Here is a 15,619-nt window from a genome sequence, read left to right on the forward strand (position 1 = left end):
GTACTCCCGGGTCGCGAGCGTCTCGCGCATCGCCGACTGCGAGTCGAAGCTGATCCGCGCGATCGCGTCGATGGATTCTTCCGCGCCGTCGCTCACCGTGTCGGTGACGTAGTACTGCACACTCCCTCAGCTGGGGAAGTGCCGCCTGGCAGCCGGCGACCGCTCTTCACCTCGCTGCTGGCCAACCTGGTGATCTTCCACGACACACTCGACATCGCCGACGTGGGACGCGAACTGCAGGCCGAGGGCCGGGTGGTCGACCCGCTCGACCTCGGCCGAATTTCCCCGTGCCTGACCGAGCACATCAAGTGGTGCGGCGAGTACTCCACTCACGAACTCGCCCTCACCCCCGACGCCTATGACGCCCACCCGGACGTCGGCTTCAGCATGCTCGGCGACGACGACGCAGCAACATGACGGTAGTCGGCAGGCAGCAAACCCAACCGACCGTACGCCGTCTCGCTGCCCGAGAAGTGCACCCGCCCTCGCTGTCAGTTCAGCATTGCCCCATGGTGTCTTGCCGGAGGCTGTGCCCGAATCGACGGCAGCGCACAGGGCGTCCTCGAGCCGATCCATCGCCTCGGCGCTGGACTCTCCCACCGTAGGAGAGTCCACCATGATGGCGTGCAAGAGAAGCTTCTCACCATCGGGCGCTTCGCCCGCCTGTGCCGCCTCAGCGTGAAGCAGCTACGGCACTACGACGACTTGGGGCTGCTGGCCCCCATCCGCGTGGACGCGGGCTCTGGCTACCGCTATTACGCCCCCGAGCAGGTGCGTGATGCCCTGACCATCGCCCTGCTGCGCGAGATGGATCTTCCCCTGGCCGTGATCGCCCAGGCACTGGCTGCCGGGCCCGAGCACAGGGCAGTGATCCTGCGCGCCGAGCGAGATCGGCTGGCCGGGCGGATCAGCAGGGACCAGGTCCGGCTGGAGATGCTGGAGCGGCTGGCAGAGGGAGGTCTGCCCGGCTATGAGGTGATCCTGGGCAAGGAGCCGGAGCGGCGGTTGGCGGTGGTGCGAGCGGTCTGCACCCCTGCGGAGATCGGAACCAGGGTTGAGGAGTGTGTAGGCCGGCTGCTGCCCGTGCTCGGCGAGACGGGAATCGCGTGGGAGCCGCCGCTGTGGGGGCTGTACCCGCTGGACCTGGAAGAGCGGATGGAGATCGCCGTCGGAGCACAGACCCTGCAGGGGGAAGGCGTGCCTGGCCTGGAATTCGAAGTGCTGCCCGGCGGACTCGTTGCCGAGACCGTGCACATCGGGCCCTACGGGCAACTTCCCTTGGCCTACCACGCGCTTTTCGCCGTCATCCACGAGCGCGGACTGCGCCCGCAAGCACCCGTACGCGAGGCGTATCTCGTCGGACCGGCGGAAGCACCGCGAGAAGAACTGATGACCCGACTGATCATCCCCGTCCAGGAGAGCACGGCATGACCACGATGACAGACATCGACGCCCGCGGCACCCAGCACTGCGAGACGACAACCCTGGGGGTGCTGCTGCGGCACCAAGGACTTGATCTGTCCGAACCCATGCTGTTCGGCCTCAGCTCCGGCCTGTCCTTCATCTACTGGGACGGCAAGAACATGGACTTCCCCTTCCTCGGGGGACGGGTAAAGCCTTTCGACCTCACCGGCAACCTGGCCACCACGCTCGGGCTGGAACTCCTGACTCACGAGACCACCTCCCCGCGCAAAGCATGGGACAACGTGGCGGCCTCCATCGACGCCGGCCACCCCGTCGGACTCCAGCTCGACAGCTACTACCTGGACTACTCCGGCTCGAAGATCCACTTCGGCGGCCACGTCGTCGCCATGTACGGATACGACGACCGCAACGCCTACCTCGTGGACACCGACCAGCAAGGCGGAGCCGTCTCCACCAGCCTGACCAGCCTCGCCCGGGCCAGGGCTGCACGCGGTCCGATGACCGCCAAGCACCGGTCCTTCACCCTCGCCGCTCCGGGAAACCTGCCCGCCCCTCACGGACACATCGTCCCCGCCATCACCGCCTGCGCCGACGCCTTCCTCAACCCACCCATCGCCAACCTCGGCCACCGCGGCATCGAGAAGGCCGGCAAGCTGGTACGCACCTGGCTCCAGCGCACCGACAACCCACAGCGAGACCTGCCACAGACCGCCCTGCTGATGGAGAAGGCCGGCACCGGTGGCGCCCTGTTCCGCAACCTCTATCGCGACTTCCTCGCCCAATGCACCGATCTGCTCGACAGCAACCACCTACGTACCGGCCACACGCTGTACACCGAGGCCGCCACCCTGTGGGCGGAAGTAGCAGCACTGATCAACAAGGCTGGTGAATCGGGTGATGCGCAGTGCCTCATCCAGGCCGGCTCGGTCCTCGGCGATCTCTCACGTATAGAGCGCGAGGCCATGGAAGCACTGAGCCGCCTGGGGAACGAGGCCCAGGCATGACCCAGCCCTGACAGCTCCTCAAGAAACCTTCGTTTATCGAAGGCCGTCGAGCCTGCCCGCCGGAGCGAGATCCGCATCGGCTACGCACGGGTGTCCACCGGCGGCCAGAAGCCCGACCGCCAGATCGACGCCCTCACCACGGCCGGCTGCCGCCGGATCTTCGCGGACAAGAAGTCCGGCGAGGACGACCTGCGGCCCGAGTTGAGGGCGTGCCAGGCCTTCCTGTAGCCCGGCGACGCTCTGGTGGTCCCCGCCCTCGACCGCTACGGCCGCTCGCTCAAGGACCTGGTGAACATGGTCGGCGAGCTGCGGTGCCGCGAGATCGGCTTCACCTCGCTGCACGAGCGCCTGGACACCACCACCGCCGGCGGGCGCCTGATTTTCCACGTCTTTGCCGCGCTCGCCGAGTTCATCCGCGAGCTGATCGTCTGCGGCTCCCGCGAGGGCCGACGTGACCTGGCGCCAGGTCCACTCCCACAAGGAGCCGGTGGTTCCGGACTTGCTGGTGAGCTGCTGGGCGTCGTTGCAGGTGTAGGTGGCGCCACGCGGGCCGGCCGGTGATCCCGCAGCCTTCCGACCAGATCGGCCACCGCCTGCGGCGGGGCCGACAAGGTGGCCGCCCACCCGGCTTCGACCGTGAGGTCTACAAGCAGCAGAACACCGTCGAGCGGTGCATCAACCGGCTCAAGCAGTGGCGCGGCCTGGCCACGCCAACCGACGAACTCGCCGTCGCCTACCGGGCCGCACTCCATCCGTGGGCATCCTCATCTGGACCCGAGGCTGACCAAAGCGACAGAACCTAGGCCTTGCCGCAGGCGCCGCCAGTGGATGAACGGCCCGCCGTCCCCGTGACCGGATCCGAGCCGTTGCCCGGCTGGGGGTGCACGCAGTGCCACCGGTGCGGTGCACAGCCTTCGGTGACCGCCGGGAACGCGACGGCGCACGCGTCGTCCGCCTTCCAGCAGCGGGTGCGGAACGGGCAGCCGGAGGGCGGGTTGGTGGCCGAGGGCACCGGGCCGTGCAGCACGATCCGCTCGGACCGCTCCAGCAGGCTCGGCGTCGCCGACAGCAGCGCCTCGGTGTACGGGTGCCGTGAGTCGCCGGTGACCTGTTCAGCGCCGCCCTCCTCGACCACACGGCCCAGGTAGAGCACGGCGACGCGGTCGGAGAGGTAGCGCACGGTCTGCACGTCGTGCGAGATGAACACCATGCCGAGGCCGAGGCGGGTGCGCAGGTCCACCAGGAGGTTGAGGATCTGGGCGCGCACCGACACGTCCAGGGCGCTGGTGGGCTCGTCGGCGACGATGAGCTCCGGCTCCAGGGCGAGGGCGCGCGCGATGGCCACGCGCTGGCGCTGGCCGCCGGAGAGCTGACCGGGCAGCGCGTTCAGGGTGTGCGCCGGCAGGCCGACCAGGTCGAGGAGTTCCTCCACGCGCCGCTCGCGCTCGGCGCGGGTGCCGCGTTCGTGCACGTCCAGCGGGTCGCGCAGGATCCGGCGCACGGGCAGCCGCGGGTTCAGCGCGGTGGAGGGGTCCTGGAAGACCACGCCCACGGCCGGCCCGAACCGGGAACGCCGCTCGGCGGGCGCCATCTCCCACAGGTCCCGGCCCCGGAAGTACACCCGGCCCTCCGTCGGGCGCTGCAGTCCGGTGACCACCCGGGCCAGGGTGGACTTGCCGCAGCCCGACTCGCCGACCAGCCCGAGGATCTCGCCGCGCCGGACCTCCAGCGAGACGTCGGTCAGGGCGTGCACGGCGTCCCGGCGCAGGATGCCGCCGCTGCGGGCCCGGTGCCGTACGTGGATGCGGTCGAGGCGGACGAGCGGGTCCATCGTGGTGTCCTCCGGGTCGGTCATCGGGCGCCTTCCAGCGGCTTGGCCGGCGGCAGCACGGGCGCCGGGTGATGGCAGGCGAACAGGTGGTCCTGCGCGGCGCGCCGGTCCGCCACGGGCGGCGGTGCGGTGGCGCACAGGTCGGTCGCCGTGGCGCAGCGGGACGCGAACCGGCAGCCGGCGCCGAACGCCTTGGGGGCCGGCACGACACCCCGGATCTGGTGCAGTCGCCGGGCGCCCGCCTCCAGGGAGACGACCGAGCCGAGCAGCCCGCGGCTGTAGTGGTGGGCCGGGTCGGTCAGTACGGCGCGGGTGACGCCGGCCTCGGCGACCTGCCCCGCGTACATGACGGCGACCCGGTGCGCGAGGTCGCCCACCAGCGCCAGGTCGTGCGAGACCAGGACCATCGCGAAGCCGAGTTCGTCGCGCAGCCTGACCAGCAGTTCCACGACCTGGGCCTGCACGGTGACGTCGAGGGCGGTCGTCGGCTCGTCGGCGATGAGCAGCCGCGGGCTGCGGGACAGGGCCATGGCGATCAGCACGCGCTGGCGCTGGCCGCCGGAGAGCTCGTGCGGGTAGCTGCGCAGGGTCCGCTCGGCGGAGAGTCCGACCAGTTCGAGGAGTTCGGCCGGGGTGCGGGTGCCGCCGCGCGAGGTGAGCCGCTTGAGCTGGGTGCCGATCAGCACGGACGGGTTCAGCGACGACATGGCGTCCTGGTAGACCATGGCGATCTCCGGGCCCATGAGCGCCCGGCGCTCCTTCGGCGACAGCTTCAGCAGGTCGCGGCCCCGGTAGAGGATCTCGCCCTCGGCCCGGGCGTTGCGGGCCAGCAGGCCCATGATCGCGAGGCTGGTGATGGACTTGCCGCAGCCGGACTCGCCGACCAGGCCGAGCGTCTCGCCCTCGCGGACGGTGAAGGAGATGCCGTCGACGACGCGGGTGTCGCCGTACCGGTCGGGGAAGCGGATCGTCAGGTCGCGTACGACGAGGAGTTCCGCCGCGTCCTCGGGCAGCGGCGGCACGGCGGGTTGGAGGGCCTCGAGCTTGCCGGCCAGCGCGGCGAGCGCGGCGTCGACCTCCGCGTGGTCGGCGGCGGCCGGGGCGGCCGCGGTGCTCTCGTCCGGGGCGGCGCCGGCGGCCCGGGCCTTGTCGGGCGAGGCGGCGGCGTCCGTCAGGCCCTCGGACAGGACGTTGAGGGCGAGGACGGTGATCAGCAGACACAGGCCGGGGAAGAGGGTCGCCCACCAGCCGCCCGAGAGCAGGATCTGGCGGCCGTAGGCCAGGACGCTGCCCCAGCTCGGGTCGGGGTCCTGCACGCCGGCGCCGATGAAGGACAGGCTGGCCTCGAAGATGATCGAGTCGGCGACCATGACGGTCGCGAACACCAGGACCGGCGCCGCGCAGTTCACGGCGACGTGGCGAGCCACGATGTAGCCGCGGCGGGCGCCGATGACCTGCTCGGCGGCCACGTAGTCCTCGCCGTACTGCTCCAGCACGTTGGCCCGGACGACCCGGGCGAGCGAGGGCGAGTAGACGAAGGCGATGGTGAAGATGATGACCGGGACGCTGGGCCCGAACACGGCGACGAGGACGGCGGCCAGGGCGATCGGCGGGAACGACATGACGACGTCGAGCGTGCGCATCACGGCCTCGTCGGCGAACTTGCGGGAGGTGGCCGCCAGAGCGCCCAGGAACGAGCCGATGACCAGGGCGAGCAGCGTGGCGCCGAAGCCGATGGTGAGCGAGTAGCGGGCGCCGTGCACCACGCGGGCGAAGATGTCGCGGCCGGCCCGGTCGGTGCCGAACCAGTGGTCGGCGTCCGGTGCCTGGGCGGGTATGCCGGTGGTGAGCGGGTCCTGGGTGAGCAGCGGGGCCAGGAGCGCGCCCAGCACGACCACGACGAGGATCGCGAGGGCGACCCGGGAGGGGACGGGCAGGCGGCGCAGGCGGGTGCCGGGCCGGAGCCGCTCGGCGAGGGAGCGTGGAGCGAACATCACACCGTCCTGATGCGCGGGTTGACGAGCAGGTAGAGCAGGTCGACGATCACGTTGACCACGAGGAAGGCGACCGCGATGGTGAGCACGGTTCCCTGGACGAGCGCGACGTCGCCACCGGTGACGCCTTCGAGGATCAGCTTGCCCATGCCGGGCAGGTCGAAGATCGCCTCGATGACGACGGCACCGCTGAGCATGTAGCCGACCTTGACGCCGAGCACCGTCAGGGGCGTGACCAGGGCGTTGCGCAGCACCGAGCGGATGATCATGAACGGTGGCAGGCCGCAGCCCCGGGCGGTGCGCACGTAGTCGCGGTCGAGTTCCGTGACCATCGAGGTGCGGATCAGCCGGGCCAGGGACGAGGCCACGGGCAGGGCGAGCGAGACGGCGGGCAGTGTCATGCTCTTGAGCCAGCCGCTGAAGGAGTCGGCCGGGTTGACGTAGCCGCCGGTCGGGAAGAGCGCGGAGTTCAGCGCGAACTGCTGGATGAGCAGCACGCCGAGCCAGAAGGAGGGCAGGGCGATGCCGGCCATCGACAGCACCCGGAACACCTGGTCCGGCCAGCGGTCCCGGTAGACGGCGCTCACCACGCCGAGAACCAGCGCCAGCACGACGGCGAGCGCGAGACCGAGCAGCGTGAGCTGGAGGGTGAGCGGGAACGCGGTGGCGATCCGCTCGGACACGGGCTGGCTGGGCGCCACGGTGACACCGAGGTCCCCCCGCACCAGGTCGCCGAGGAAGGAGAAGTAGCGTACCGGCAGAGGATCGTTGAGGCCGTGCGCCTCGGCGAACGCCGCCCGCGCCTCGGGGCTCGCGCTGTCGCCGAGCGCGTTGTACGCGGGGTCGGCCGGCGAGAACTGCAGGACCACGAAGACCAGCAGCGCGATGCCGAGGACCATCACCGGCATCATCGCGACGCGGCGCAGCGCGAGCCGGAGGAATGCAACCATCGTCAGGTTCCTAGGGATTGGGGGGCGGGGCCGCCGCCCGGTGTGGCGCGGCGGCCCGACGGCCCGGCCTGCGGGGTCAGGCGCGGCCGACGTCGATGAAGGACAGCCCGGTGGTGGGCAGCGGCTTGAAGCCCGTCAGCGCCCCGTCCTGCCAGGCGGTGGGCAGCTTGCGGTGCAGCACCGGGTACAGGGCGGCCTCGTCGGCGACCAGGTCGGTGACCTTGCCCCACAACTCCTTGCGCTTCGTCCCGTCGGCCTCCGACGCGGCCTGGTCGAGCAGCGACCTCGTCTGCTTGTACGCGGCCGACCCGGCCCAGCCGTAGCGCTTCTCCGGCCAGAAGCCGTAGTAGAACCAGCGCAGCAGCAGGTCGGCGTCGTTGCCGAAGACGGACGGGTCGCCGGGGGCGGCCAGGGCCTCGAAGGAGCCCTTGTCGATCTTGGCGTACTGGGCGGCGGACTGCTGGATGTCGAGCTTGACGTCGACCCCGGCCGCCGCCCAGCTCTCCTTGATCAGCGGAGCGATGTCCCTGACCCAGCCGTTGTCGGTGAGCATGAGGGTGAACGACAGCTTGCCGACGCCGGCCTCGGCGAGCAGCTTCTTCGCCTTGGCGAGGTCGTGGCCGTACACGGTGGCGGCCTTGTGGTAATCGGGATGGGTGGCCGGCACGTAGCCCGTGGCGGCCTCGGCGTTGCCCAGCAGCGCGGTGGAGATGATCTTCTCGGTGTCGAGGGCGTAGTGCAGGGCTTGGCGCACCCGCTTGTCGGCGAAGCGCTTGTCCTTGCAGTTGAACATGAGGAAGAGGAGCCCGAAGGACTGGACGGACTTCACCTTGTTCTTGCCGGTGATGCCCTTCACATCGATGTAGGGCACGTCCTCGATGGCCTGCACACGTCCGGACTGCAGCGCGCTGACCCGGGCGGACGGGTCGGAGATGAGGTGCCAGACCATCTTCTTGGCCTTGGCGGGGTGCGGGCCGTTGTACCGGTCGTAGGCCTCCATGACGATCTTGTCCTCGCGGACCGCCGACACGAAGCGGTACGGGCCGGAGCCGACCGGCTTGGAGTCGAACGCCTTCGCGTCGGCGCCGGCGGTCTTCTTCGGCACGATCCGCACCACGGAGATGCGGGACGGGAAGAGCGCGAAGGGGTACTTGAGCTTGAACTCGACCGTCGACCGGTCCACCGCGGTGACCTTGTCGATGAACGGGACGAACTGCGCCATCAGGGAGGCGTTCTTCTCGTCGAGGACGCGCTCGAAGCTGAACACCACGTCGTCCGCGGTGACTGCCGAGCCGTCGTGGAAGGTGGCGCCCTTGCGCAGGGTGGCCCGGTAGGTGGTCGCGTTGACCTTCACGGGCATGGCGGTGGCCAGCGTGGGCCGCGCCACGAGCGTGGCCGGGTCGAGGTCCACCAGACCCTCGAATATGTGCATGTTCGCGGCGAACGGCGTCGCGCCCGAGGTGATCATCGGGTCGAAGCCGGTGGAGAGGGGGTAGGAGAGCCCGGCCTCGATGGTGTCGCTGCCACCGCCGGACGAACCGCTACCGTTGCCGCTGGAGGCAGGACCACTGCAGGCCGTCAGGCCCGAGGTGACGGCGGTCGCCACACCGATGGCGCTCGCGTATCTCATGAAGCTGCGGCGGTCGAAGCCGGCAGTGTTGCGCGCGGACAAGGAGTCCTCCAGACGGAAGATGAGGGATTCGGTCGAGCGGGGAGGAGGCGAGCGAGGTCGGCACCTCACCGGGCGTACGAACACGACATGAGATGTGCACGCGTCAGACGTCTGATGTCTGATGCTTGATAACGTGGGAACGTAGCCGGACAAATGAAAGGGGTCAAGAGGTGGCGGTGGGACAGGGGCCGGTTCGGCGTACGGCGCCGGAACCCAAGTCGGCACGACAGCCTTTGCGGCAGGAGGTGGTGGACGGCATCAAGGCCTACATCCTGCGCAACGAACTTCGCCCGGGCGATCCCTTGCCGACCGAGCCCGCGCTGTGCGAGGCGCTCGGTGCGAGCCGCTCGAGCGTACGGGAGGCGATCAGGATCCTCACCGCGCTCGACATCGTCGAGGTGCGGCACGGGCACGGCACCTATGTCGGGAGGCTGAGCCTGTCGGCGCTGGTGGAGAGCCTGACCTTCCGCGGTCTGCTCAGCCCCGACGACGACTTCCAGGTGATGAGCGATCTGATCGAGGTACGCGAACTGTTCGAACGGGGCATGGCCGAACGGCTGGTCGCGTCGCTCGACGAGAAGCAGATCGACCGCCTGCAGGAGCTGGTCGACGAGATGCGCAGGGCCGGCGGCGGGCAGGGCAAGGGGTTCGTCGAGGCGGACCGCGCCTTCCACACCCTGCTCGTCGCGCCGCTCGGCAACGACCTCATCGGTCAGCTGTCCGCGGCGTTCTGGGACGTCTACGTGATCGTTGCGCCACATCTGGACGTGTTCACCCACGAACACGAGGTCGCCACCATCGCCAACCACCAGCGCATCGTGAACGCGGTGCGCGAACGGGACCCCGTGGAGTTCGCGACCGCGCTGACCGACCACTATGCGCCGGTCCGCCGGCGCATCGCGGAGGCGCGCGCGGCCCGCTGACCCGGATGCGCGAGGCCGCCCGGAAGGCGACGACGGAGGGGGGGGCACCCTGCTCCAGGGTGTGGTCGCCGCCCTAGTGGCACGGGGGGGGGGGCGGCTCGGGCCGGGGGCGGGCGCGGCGGCCCCGCGCCCGGGGCGCCGCTGCCCCGGCGCGAGGGGCGCCCGCGGCGGCGTCCCCCGGCCCCTCTGGGGTGTCTCCGCCTCCGTCGTCGCACGGGGGGCCGCGCGGCACGGACGGCGGGCGGCGCTTGACGGCCGCCGGACTGATCTCTAGGGTCCCAAGACAACAGACATCAGACGTCTGCTGTTGCGGCCGTGGCCGGCCGCTTCCGTGTTCCAGCGCTGCGCCGGGTGCGCACGCCTCACCCACCGGGGCCCCTGATGCCACTGACGGACCTCACCCTTGCCGAGTGCCTGGCACTGCGGCCCGACCTCGACGAACCCACGGACCTGGACGCCTTCTGGGACCGGACCCTGAGGGAGGCCCGGGCGCTCGGGAGCGCGCCGCGCTTCACGCCCGTCGACAGCGGGCTGACCCAGGTGACGACCTACGACGTGACCGTCCCGGGACACGGCGGCGAACCGGTACGCGGCTGGCTGCACCTGCCCGCCGGGGCGAGCGGACCGCTCGGCTGCGTGGTCGAGTTCCTGGGCTACGGCCGGGGGCGGGGCCTGCCGCACGAGCAGGTGCTCTGGGCCAACGCCGGGTACGCGCACTTCATCATGGACACCCGCGGCCAGGGCTGGTCCACGGCGGGCGGTGACACCCCCGACGGCGCCGCCCTGACCGGCGCGGTCCCCGGTTTCCTCACCCGAGGCGTCGAGAGCCCCGACGACCACTACTACCGACGGGTCTTCACCGACGCCGTGCGCTTCGTGGAGGCGGCCCGAGCGCACCCGGCCGTCGACCCGGACCGCGTCGTCGTCACCGGCCACAGCCAGGGCGGCGGCATCACGCTCGCGGTGGCCGCGTTGACCCCGGGCCTGGCGGGTGTGATGCCCGACGCACCCTTCCTGTGCGACATCCGCCGCGGCGCGACCATCGCCGGCGAGCCCCCGTACACCGAGATCACGGAGTACCTGAGCCTGTACCGCGACCGCGCCGAGACCGTGTTCGCCACCCTGTCCTACGTGGACGCGGCGGTACTGGCCCCGCGCGCCACCGCGTCGGCGTTCTTCTCCATCGCCATGATGGACGGCGTCTGCCCGCCCTCCACCTGCTTCGCCGCCTACCACCGCTACGGCGGCCCCAAGGACCTGCGCGTCTACGAGTTCAACGGCCACGAGAGCGGCGGCGGCCACCACCGGCGCGAGCAGCTCGCCTGGGTGCGTGACCTGCTCGCCGCGCCCCGCGCACAACCCACCGGCTTCTCCACCCTGCACGACGCACCACTCGTCTGATCGTCGACCGAGAAGAGGCTTGCTCATGCAGCGAAGAGTCACCCTGGCCACCGTCGCCGCGGCCCTTGCCGCCGTCGCCGCCGCCACGACCAGCGCTCAGGGCGCCACCGCCGGCACCCTCACCTCGCAGGACATCGCCACCGCCGGCACCGGTTCCCCGTACTACCGCATCCCCGCCCTGACCAGGACCACCAAGGGCACCCTGCTGGCCGCATACGACGCCCGCCCGACCCTGAGCGACCTGCCCAGCAACATCGGGGTCGTGCTGCGGCGCAGCACCGACGGCGGCGTCACCTGGCAGGCGCAGCAGGTCGTGCGCAAGGACGCCGCGCCCAAGGGCTACGGCGACCCGAGCCTGCTCGTCGACCGCGAGACCGGACGCATCTTCCTCTTCTACGCGGCCGGCGTGAACCAGGGCTTCTTCGGCTCGGCGACCGGCAACGACGAGAGCGACCCGAACGTCCTGCAGGCCGACTACAGCTACTCCGACGACGACGGCGTCACCTGGCAGCAACGGCGGATCACCGCCCAGATCAAGAACCCGGCCTGGGGCGGGATCTTCGCCGCCTCCGGCGAGGGCATCCAGATACGCCAGGGCGCCTACAAGGGCCGGCTCATCCAGCAGTACGCCATCCGCAACAACGGGGCGAACTACGCGGTCAGCGCCTACAGCGACGACCACGGCGCCACCTGGAAGACAGGCACCCCGGTCGGACCCGGCGGCGACGAGAACAAGACCGTCGAACTGTCCGACGGCCGCATCATGCTCAACACCCGCTCGGCTCCCTACCGCAAGGTGGCCTACTCCAGCGACGGAGGCGTCACCTACACGGCCTTCCAGCAGGACGCCGAACTGCCCGACCCCGGCAACAACGGCTCCATCGCCCGCTTCGCGCCGGACGTGGCGGCCACCCACCCCCGGGCCTCCTGGCTGATGTTCAGCAACACCGCGACCACCAGCAGCCGCAGCAACCTCACCGTCCGGATCTCCTGCGACAACGGGCAGAACTGGCCGGTGCGCAAGACCGTCGAGGCCGGCTCGTCCGCCTACTCGACGCTCACCCCGCTCGGCGACGGCACCGCCTCCAACGCCCGGGTGGGCCTGCTGTGGGAACGTGACAACTACCAGCACATCACCTACTCGTCCTTCGACCTGCAGTGGCTCGGCGGGGTCTGCGCGCCCGTCACCGTGACGCCGCCCGCCTCCCTGCCCGCCGGCCGGACCACCGAGGTCACGGTCCGCGTCGTCAGCCAGAACGACGTCACCCTCCCCTCCGGCACCGTCTCCCTCGCGTTGCCGAGCGGCTGGAGCGCGCCCGCCGTCACCGTCCCCGCGCTCAACCCCGGCCAGGGCGCGAACATGAAGATCCCCGTCACCGTCCCCGCGAACGCCACCGCGGGCAGCGTCGCGGCGACCGCGACCTACGAGGTCCGCGGCACCCAGCACTCGTACGGCGACACGACGCTCACCGTCAGCACGTCCTGACCCGGCTCCGGGCCGCTCGCCGCCACACCCGCCGCGGGCGGCCCGTTCCCGTTCCACCCTTCGTACAGCCCAGGAGACACCATGCCCTCGTCCCAGCCCCTGCGCGGCGTCGTGCCGCCCGTCTGCACCCCCCTGGATGCGTCGGGCGAGATCGACACCGCCTCGCTCACGCGGCACGTGGAGCACCTCGTCAGCGGGGGAGTGCACGGGCTGTTCGCCCTGGGCTCCAGCAGCGAGGTCGCCTTCCTCACCGACCGGCAGCGGGCGGTCGCCCTGGAGACGGTCGTCGAGGCGACCGCCGGCCGCGTCCCCGTCCTGGCCGGTGTCATCGACATGACCACCCCCCGCGTCATCGAACACGCCGAGGCCGCCCGCAAGGCGGGCGCCGACGCCCTGGTGGCGACCGCGCCGTTCTACGCCCGCACCCACCCCCGCGAGATCGCCGCCCACTTCCGCGCCGTCCGGTCCGCCGTCGACCTCCCCCTGTACGCCTACGACCTGCCCGTCTCGGTGCACAGCAAGCTCTCCGCCGACCTGGTGCGCCGCCTCGCCGAGGACGGCACGCTGGCCGGCATCAAGGACAGCAGCGGCGACGAGGGCGGACTGCGCCGGCTCCTGGTCGAGCTCGGCGGACGCCACGGCCGCGCCGACGGGCCGGCGCCGTCCTTCAGCATCCTCACCGGCTCGGAACTGACCGTGGACGCCGCCCTCCTGGCCGGCGCCGACGGCGTCGTCCCCGGCCTCGGCAACGTCGACCCCGCCGGATACGTTCGCCTCTACGACGCCGTGCGCGGCGGCGACCTGGACGGGGCGGTCAAGGAGCAGGAGCGCCTGGTCGAACTGTTCGGGATGGTCGACGCCGGTCCCGAGGACGAGATGGGCCGCAACTCCTCCGCCATCGGCGCCTTCAAGCACGCCCTGCGCCTGCTCGGCGTCTTCGACCACGGCGTCACCGCCGCCCCGCAGATCCAACTGGGCGACGCGTCCGTCGCCCTCGTCGAGGCGCGGCTGCGCGGCGCCGGACTGCTCCCGGTCCGATGACGGCGCACCGCCCGCACGACGCGGTGATCGGACTCGACCTGGGCGGCACGAAGATCGCCGCCGCCCTGGTCGGGACCGGCGGCGCCGTCCTGGCCCGGCAGACCCTGCCGACCCCGGCCGCCGAAGGGGCCGAGTCGGTGCTCGACTCCCTGGCGGAGGCCGCCCGTAAGGTGTGGACCCCGGGCGTCACGGCGATCGGCGTCGCCGCCGCCGGAGTGATCGACCCCAGGACCGGCACGGTCACCAGCGCCACCGACACGATCCGCGGCTGGGCCGGCACCGCCCTGGCCGCCGGTCTCGCCGCGCGCACCGGACTGCCGGTGGCCTGCGACAACGACGTACGGGCCGCCGCCGCAGCGGAACTGGACGGGCAGCAGGTCGCCGACGGCGGCGGGACCACTCTGGTCTACGCGGCGGTCGGCACCGGCGTCGGCGGCGCGGTCGCCGTCGACGGCCGCATGCTGCACGGCGCGGCCGGCGTCGCCGGCCACCTCGGACACCTGCCGAGCCCCGAGGCCGAGCAGCTGCCCTGCACCTGCGGCGCCACCGGCCACCTGGAGGCCCTGGCGGCCGGACCGGGCATCACCGCCCACTACGTGCGTACCAGCGGGGTCGCGGCCGACCGTCTGGAGACGGTGGCGGCCCGCGCCGCCCAGGGCGACCCGCACGCACGAGCCGCCATCGTGCTCGGGGCCCGCGCCGTCGGCCGGGCCCTGGGCGGTCTCGCCAACGCGCTGGGAGCCGACCGCGTCGTCGTCGCAGGCGGCGTCGCCCACATCGGCGCCCTGTACACGGACGCCCTCGACGCGGCCTTCGCCGCCGAACTCCTGCCCCCGCTCAGGGCCCTGCGGCCCGTTCCGCCGCGCGGCGGACACGACAGCGCGGTCCTCGGCGCCGCGGCCCTGCCGCGGACACTGCCCCTGCACCGTCCCCACACCAACGGAGCCCGCCGATGACCCAGCCCCTGGCCGACACCCTGCGGGGCCGCCTGATCGTGTCCTGCCAGGCACCGCCCGGAGACCCGATGCGGCACACCGGCACCCTGGTCCGCATGACCCTGGCGGCGCGGGCCGGCGGGGCCGCCGCCGTACGCGTCAACGATCCGGAGGTCGTCGCCGCCACGGCCGCCGCCGTGGACCTGCCGGTGATCGGCCTGTGGAAGGACGGCGACCAGGGCGTGTTCATCACGCCGGCCGTCCGGCACGCGCTCGCCCTCGTCGAAGCCGGCGCCGCCGTCGTCGCGGCGGACGCCACGGCACGCCCGCGTCCCGACGGCAGCACCTTCGCCGAGCTGGTGAGCGCCGTGCACGCGGCGGGCGCCCTGGTCATGGCGGACGTGTCCACCCTGGAGGAGGGCCGGACGGCAGCCGCGCAGGGGGCCGACTTCGTGGGAACGACCCTCTCCGGATACGTGCCCGGCTCCCCCCGGCAGACCGCCCCCGACCTGGCCCTCGTCGCCGGTCTGGCCGCCGCGATCGACGTTCCGGTGATCGCCGAGGGCCGGATCGCCACGCCCGGGCAGGCCGCCGAGGCGCTCGCGGCGGGTGCGCACAGCGTTGTCGTGGGCACCGCCATCACGGCGCCGACCGCCCTGACCGCGTCCTTCGTGGCCGGGCTGTCCGGCTGACCGGGGCCGGCGAGCCGGCCCCTCCGTGGCCGCGCGGAGCCGTGCGGCGGCGCGCCCCCACCTGTGGCCACGCCGCCGTGGGCCCGCGCCCGCGAACCCGACCCGTCCCGGCCGGTGAACCCCGGGGCGGGGCGGACACACGTGTGCCCGGGCCGGCGGCACACGTGGTGAACGTGTGTCCTGTCGGCTGAGCACGAGGAGCCCCGCGTGTGTCCGGCCCGTGGACCCCGGCCCACGGATCCCGGGGCGGGCGGAGGCAGGCACG

At 71.9% G+C, this 15,619-nt stretch carries 13 protein-coding genes and 2 pseudogenes; 11 read left to right on the plus strand and 4 right to left on the minus strand.

Annotated elements, in window-relative coordinates:
* Positions 1–138: 138 nt before the first annotated feature.
* The 5 genes and pseudogenes from AB0N63_RS29620 to AB0N63_RS29640 all read left to right on the plus strand — a co-directional run.
* The gene (locus tag AB0N63_RS29620; protein ID WP_365533589.1) at positions 139–417 is read left to right on the plus strand and encodes a Tn3 family transposase; all 279 of its coding nucleotides are present in this window, start codon (positions 139–141) and stop codon (positions 415–417) included.
* Between the two features lie 207 nt (positions 418–624).
* The gene (locus AB0N63_RS29625; RefSeq protein WP_365533592.1) at positions 625–1,431 is read left to right on the plus strand and encodes a GyrI-like domain-containing protein; all 807 of its coding nucleotides are present in this window, start codon (positions 625–627) and stop codon (positions 1,429–1,431) included.
* Positions 1,428–2,429: a BtrH N-terminal domain-containing protein gene (locus AB0N63_RS29630; RefSeq protein WP_365533595.1), complete on the plus strand. Its 1,002-nt coding sequence runs from the start codon at positions 1,428–1,430 to the stop codon at positions 2,427–2,429. The genes AB0N63_RS29625 and AB0N63_RS29630 overlap by 4 nt, the downstream gene beginning before the upstream one ends.
* 75 nt (positions 2,430–2,504) lie before the next feature.
* Positions 2,505–2,990, plus strand: a pseudogene (locus tag AB0N63_RS29635) (recombinase family protein).
* Positions 2,987–3,213: pseudogene (locus AB0N63_RS29640) on the plus strand (IS5/IS1182 family transposase); the annotation flags it as partial. The pseudogenes AB0N63_RS29635 and AB0N63_RS29640, both read left to right, overlap by 4 nt.
* Positions 3,214–3,228: 15 nt before the next feature.
* On the opposite strand, the gene AB0N63_RS29645 reads toward AB0N63_RS29640, so the two are convergent.
* From AB0N63_RS29645 to AB0N63_RS29660, 4 genes are all read right to left on the minus strand, one after another.
* On the minus strand, positions 3,229–4,284 hold the full coding sequence (locus AB0N63_RS29645; protein ID WP_365533598.1) for an ABC transporter ATP-binding protein: 1,056 nt from the start codon (positions 4,282–4,284) through the stop codon (positions 3,229–3,231).
* Positions 4,281–6,254, minus strand: coding sequence for a dipeptide/oligopeptide/nickel ABC transporter permease/ATP-binding protein (locus AB0N63_RS29650; RefSeq protein ID WP_365533600.1), 1,974 nt, complete (start codon positions 6,252–6,254; stop codon positions 4,281–4,283). The genes AB0N63_RS29645 and AB0N63_RS29650 overlap by 4 nt, the downstream gene beginning before the upstream one ends.
* Positions 6,254–7,204 (minus strand): ABC transporter permease, encoded by a 951-nt coding sequence (locus AB0N63_RS29655; protein WP_365533602.1) that lies wholly within the window; start codon positions 7,202–7,204, stop codon positions 6,254–6,256. The genes AB0N63_RS29650 and AB0N63_RS29655 overlap by 1 nt, the downstream gene beginning before the upstream one ends.
* A gap of 76 nt (positions 7,205–7,280) precedes the next feature.
* The gene (locus AB0N63_RS29660) at positions 7,281–8,834 is read right to left on the minus strand and encodes an ABC transporter substrate-binding protein (RefSeq protein WP_365533684.1); all 1,554 of its coding nucleotides are present in this window, start codon (positions 8,832–8,834) and stop codon (positions 7,281–7,283) included.
* A 218-nt stretch (positions 8,835–9,052) separates the two neighbouring features.
* Here AB0N63_RS29660 and AB0N63_RS29665 point away from each other — a divergent pair, with 218 nt between their 5' ends.
* From AB0N63_RS29665 to AB0N63_RS29690, 6 genes are all read left to right on the plus strand, one after another.
* Complete coding sequence (locus AB0N63_RS29665; protein WP_365533687.1) at positions 9,053–9,799, plus strand: FadR/GntR family transcriptional regulator; 747 nt, start codon at positions 9,053–9,055, stop codon at positions 9,797–9,799.
* Positions 9,800–10,180: 381 nt separating this feature from the next.
* Positions 10,181–11,200, plus strand: a complete 1,020-nt coding sequence (locus AB0N63_RS29670; protein ID WP_365533605.1) for an alpha/beta fold hydrolase — start codon at positions 10,181–10,183, stop codon at positions 11,198–11,200.
* Positions 11,201–11,225: 25 nt separating this feature from the next.
* A complete protein-coding gene (locus AB0N63_RS29675; protein WP_365533608.1) occupies positions 11,226–12,686 on the plus strand; it encodes an exo-alpha-sialidase in 1,461 nt (486 codons plus the stop codon).
* Positions 12,687–12,767: 81 nt separating this feature from the next.
* Positions 12,768–13,727 (plus strand): dihydrodipicolinate synthase family protein, encoded by a 960-nt coding sequence (locus AB0N63_RS29680; protein ID WP_365533611.1) that lies wholly within the window; start codon positions 12,768–12,770, stop codon positions 13,725–13,727.
* On the plus strand, positions 13,724–14,683 hold the full coding sequence (locus tag AB0N63_RS29685; RefSeq protein WP_365533614.1) for an ROK family protein: 960 nt from the start codon (positions 13,724–13,726) through the stop codon (positions 14,681–14,683). Before AB0N63_RS29680 ends, AB0N63_RS29685 begins: the two co-directional genes overlap by 4 nt.
* Positions 14,680–15,354, plus strand: coding sequence for a putative N-acetylmannosamine-6-phosphate 2-epimerase (locus tag AB0N63_RS29690; protein WP_365533617.1), 675 nt, complete (start codon positions 14,680–14,682; stop codon positions 15,352–15,354). Before AB0N63_RS29685 ends, AB0N63_RS29690 begins: the two co-directional genes overlap by 4 nt.
* The last annotated feature ends 265 nt before the right edge of the window (positions 15,355–15,619 follow it).

Source organism: Streptomyces sp. NPDC093260 (genome assembly GCF_040683715.1).
Taxonomy (GTDB): Bacteria; Actinomycetota; Actinomycetes; order Streptomycetales; family Streptomycetaceae; genus Streptomyces; species Streptomyces sennicomposti.

Bases quoted from the DNA above. Each gene is read 5' to 3' on its own strand.
- AB0N63_RS29630 (WP_365533595.1), top strand. From the start codon at position 1,428: ATGACCACGATGACAGACATCGACGCCCGCGGCACCCAGCACTGCGAG.
- AB0N63_RS29645 (WP_365533598.1), bottom strand. From the start codon at position 4,284: ATGACCGACCCGGAGGACACCACGATGGACCCGCTCGTCCGCCTCGAC.
- AB0N63_RS29650 (WP_365533600.1), bottom strand. From the start codon at position 6,254: ATGTTCGCTCCACGCTCCCTCGCCGAGCGGCTCCGGCCCGGCACCCGC.
- AB0N63_RS29655 (WP_365533602.1), bottom strand. From the start codon at position 7,204: ATGGTTGCATTCCTCCGGCTCGCGCTGCGCCGCGTCGCGATGATGCCG.
- AB0N63_RS29660 (WP_365533684.1), bottom strand. From the start codon at position 8,834: ATGAGATACGCGAGCGCCATCGGTGTGGCGACCGCCGTCACCTCGGGC.
- AB0N63_RS29670 (WP_365533605.1), top strand. From the start codon at position 10,181: ATGCCACTGACGGACCTCACCCTTGCCGAGTGCCTGGCACTGCGGCCC.
- AB0N63_RS29675 (WP_365533608.1), top strand. From the start codon at position 11,226: ATGCAGCGAAGAGTCACCCTGGCCACCGTCGCCGCGGCCCTTGCCGCC.
- AB0N63_RS29680 (WP_365533611.1), top strand. From the start codon at position 12,768: ATGCCCTCGTCCCAGCCCCTGCGCGGCGTCGTGCCGCCCGTCTGCACC.
- AB0N63_RS29685 (WP_365533614.1), top strand. From the start codon at position 13,724: ATGACGGCGCACCGCCCGCACGACGCGGTGATCGGACTCGACCTGGGC.
- AB0N63_RS29690 (WP_365533617.1), top strand. From the start codon at position 14,680: ATGACCCAGCCCCTGGCCGACACCCTGCGGGGCCGCCTGATCGTGTCC.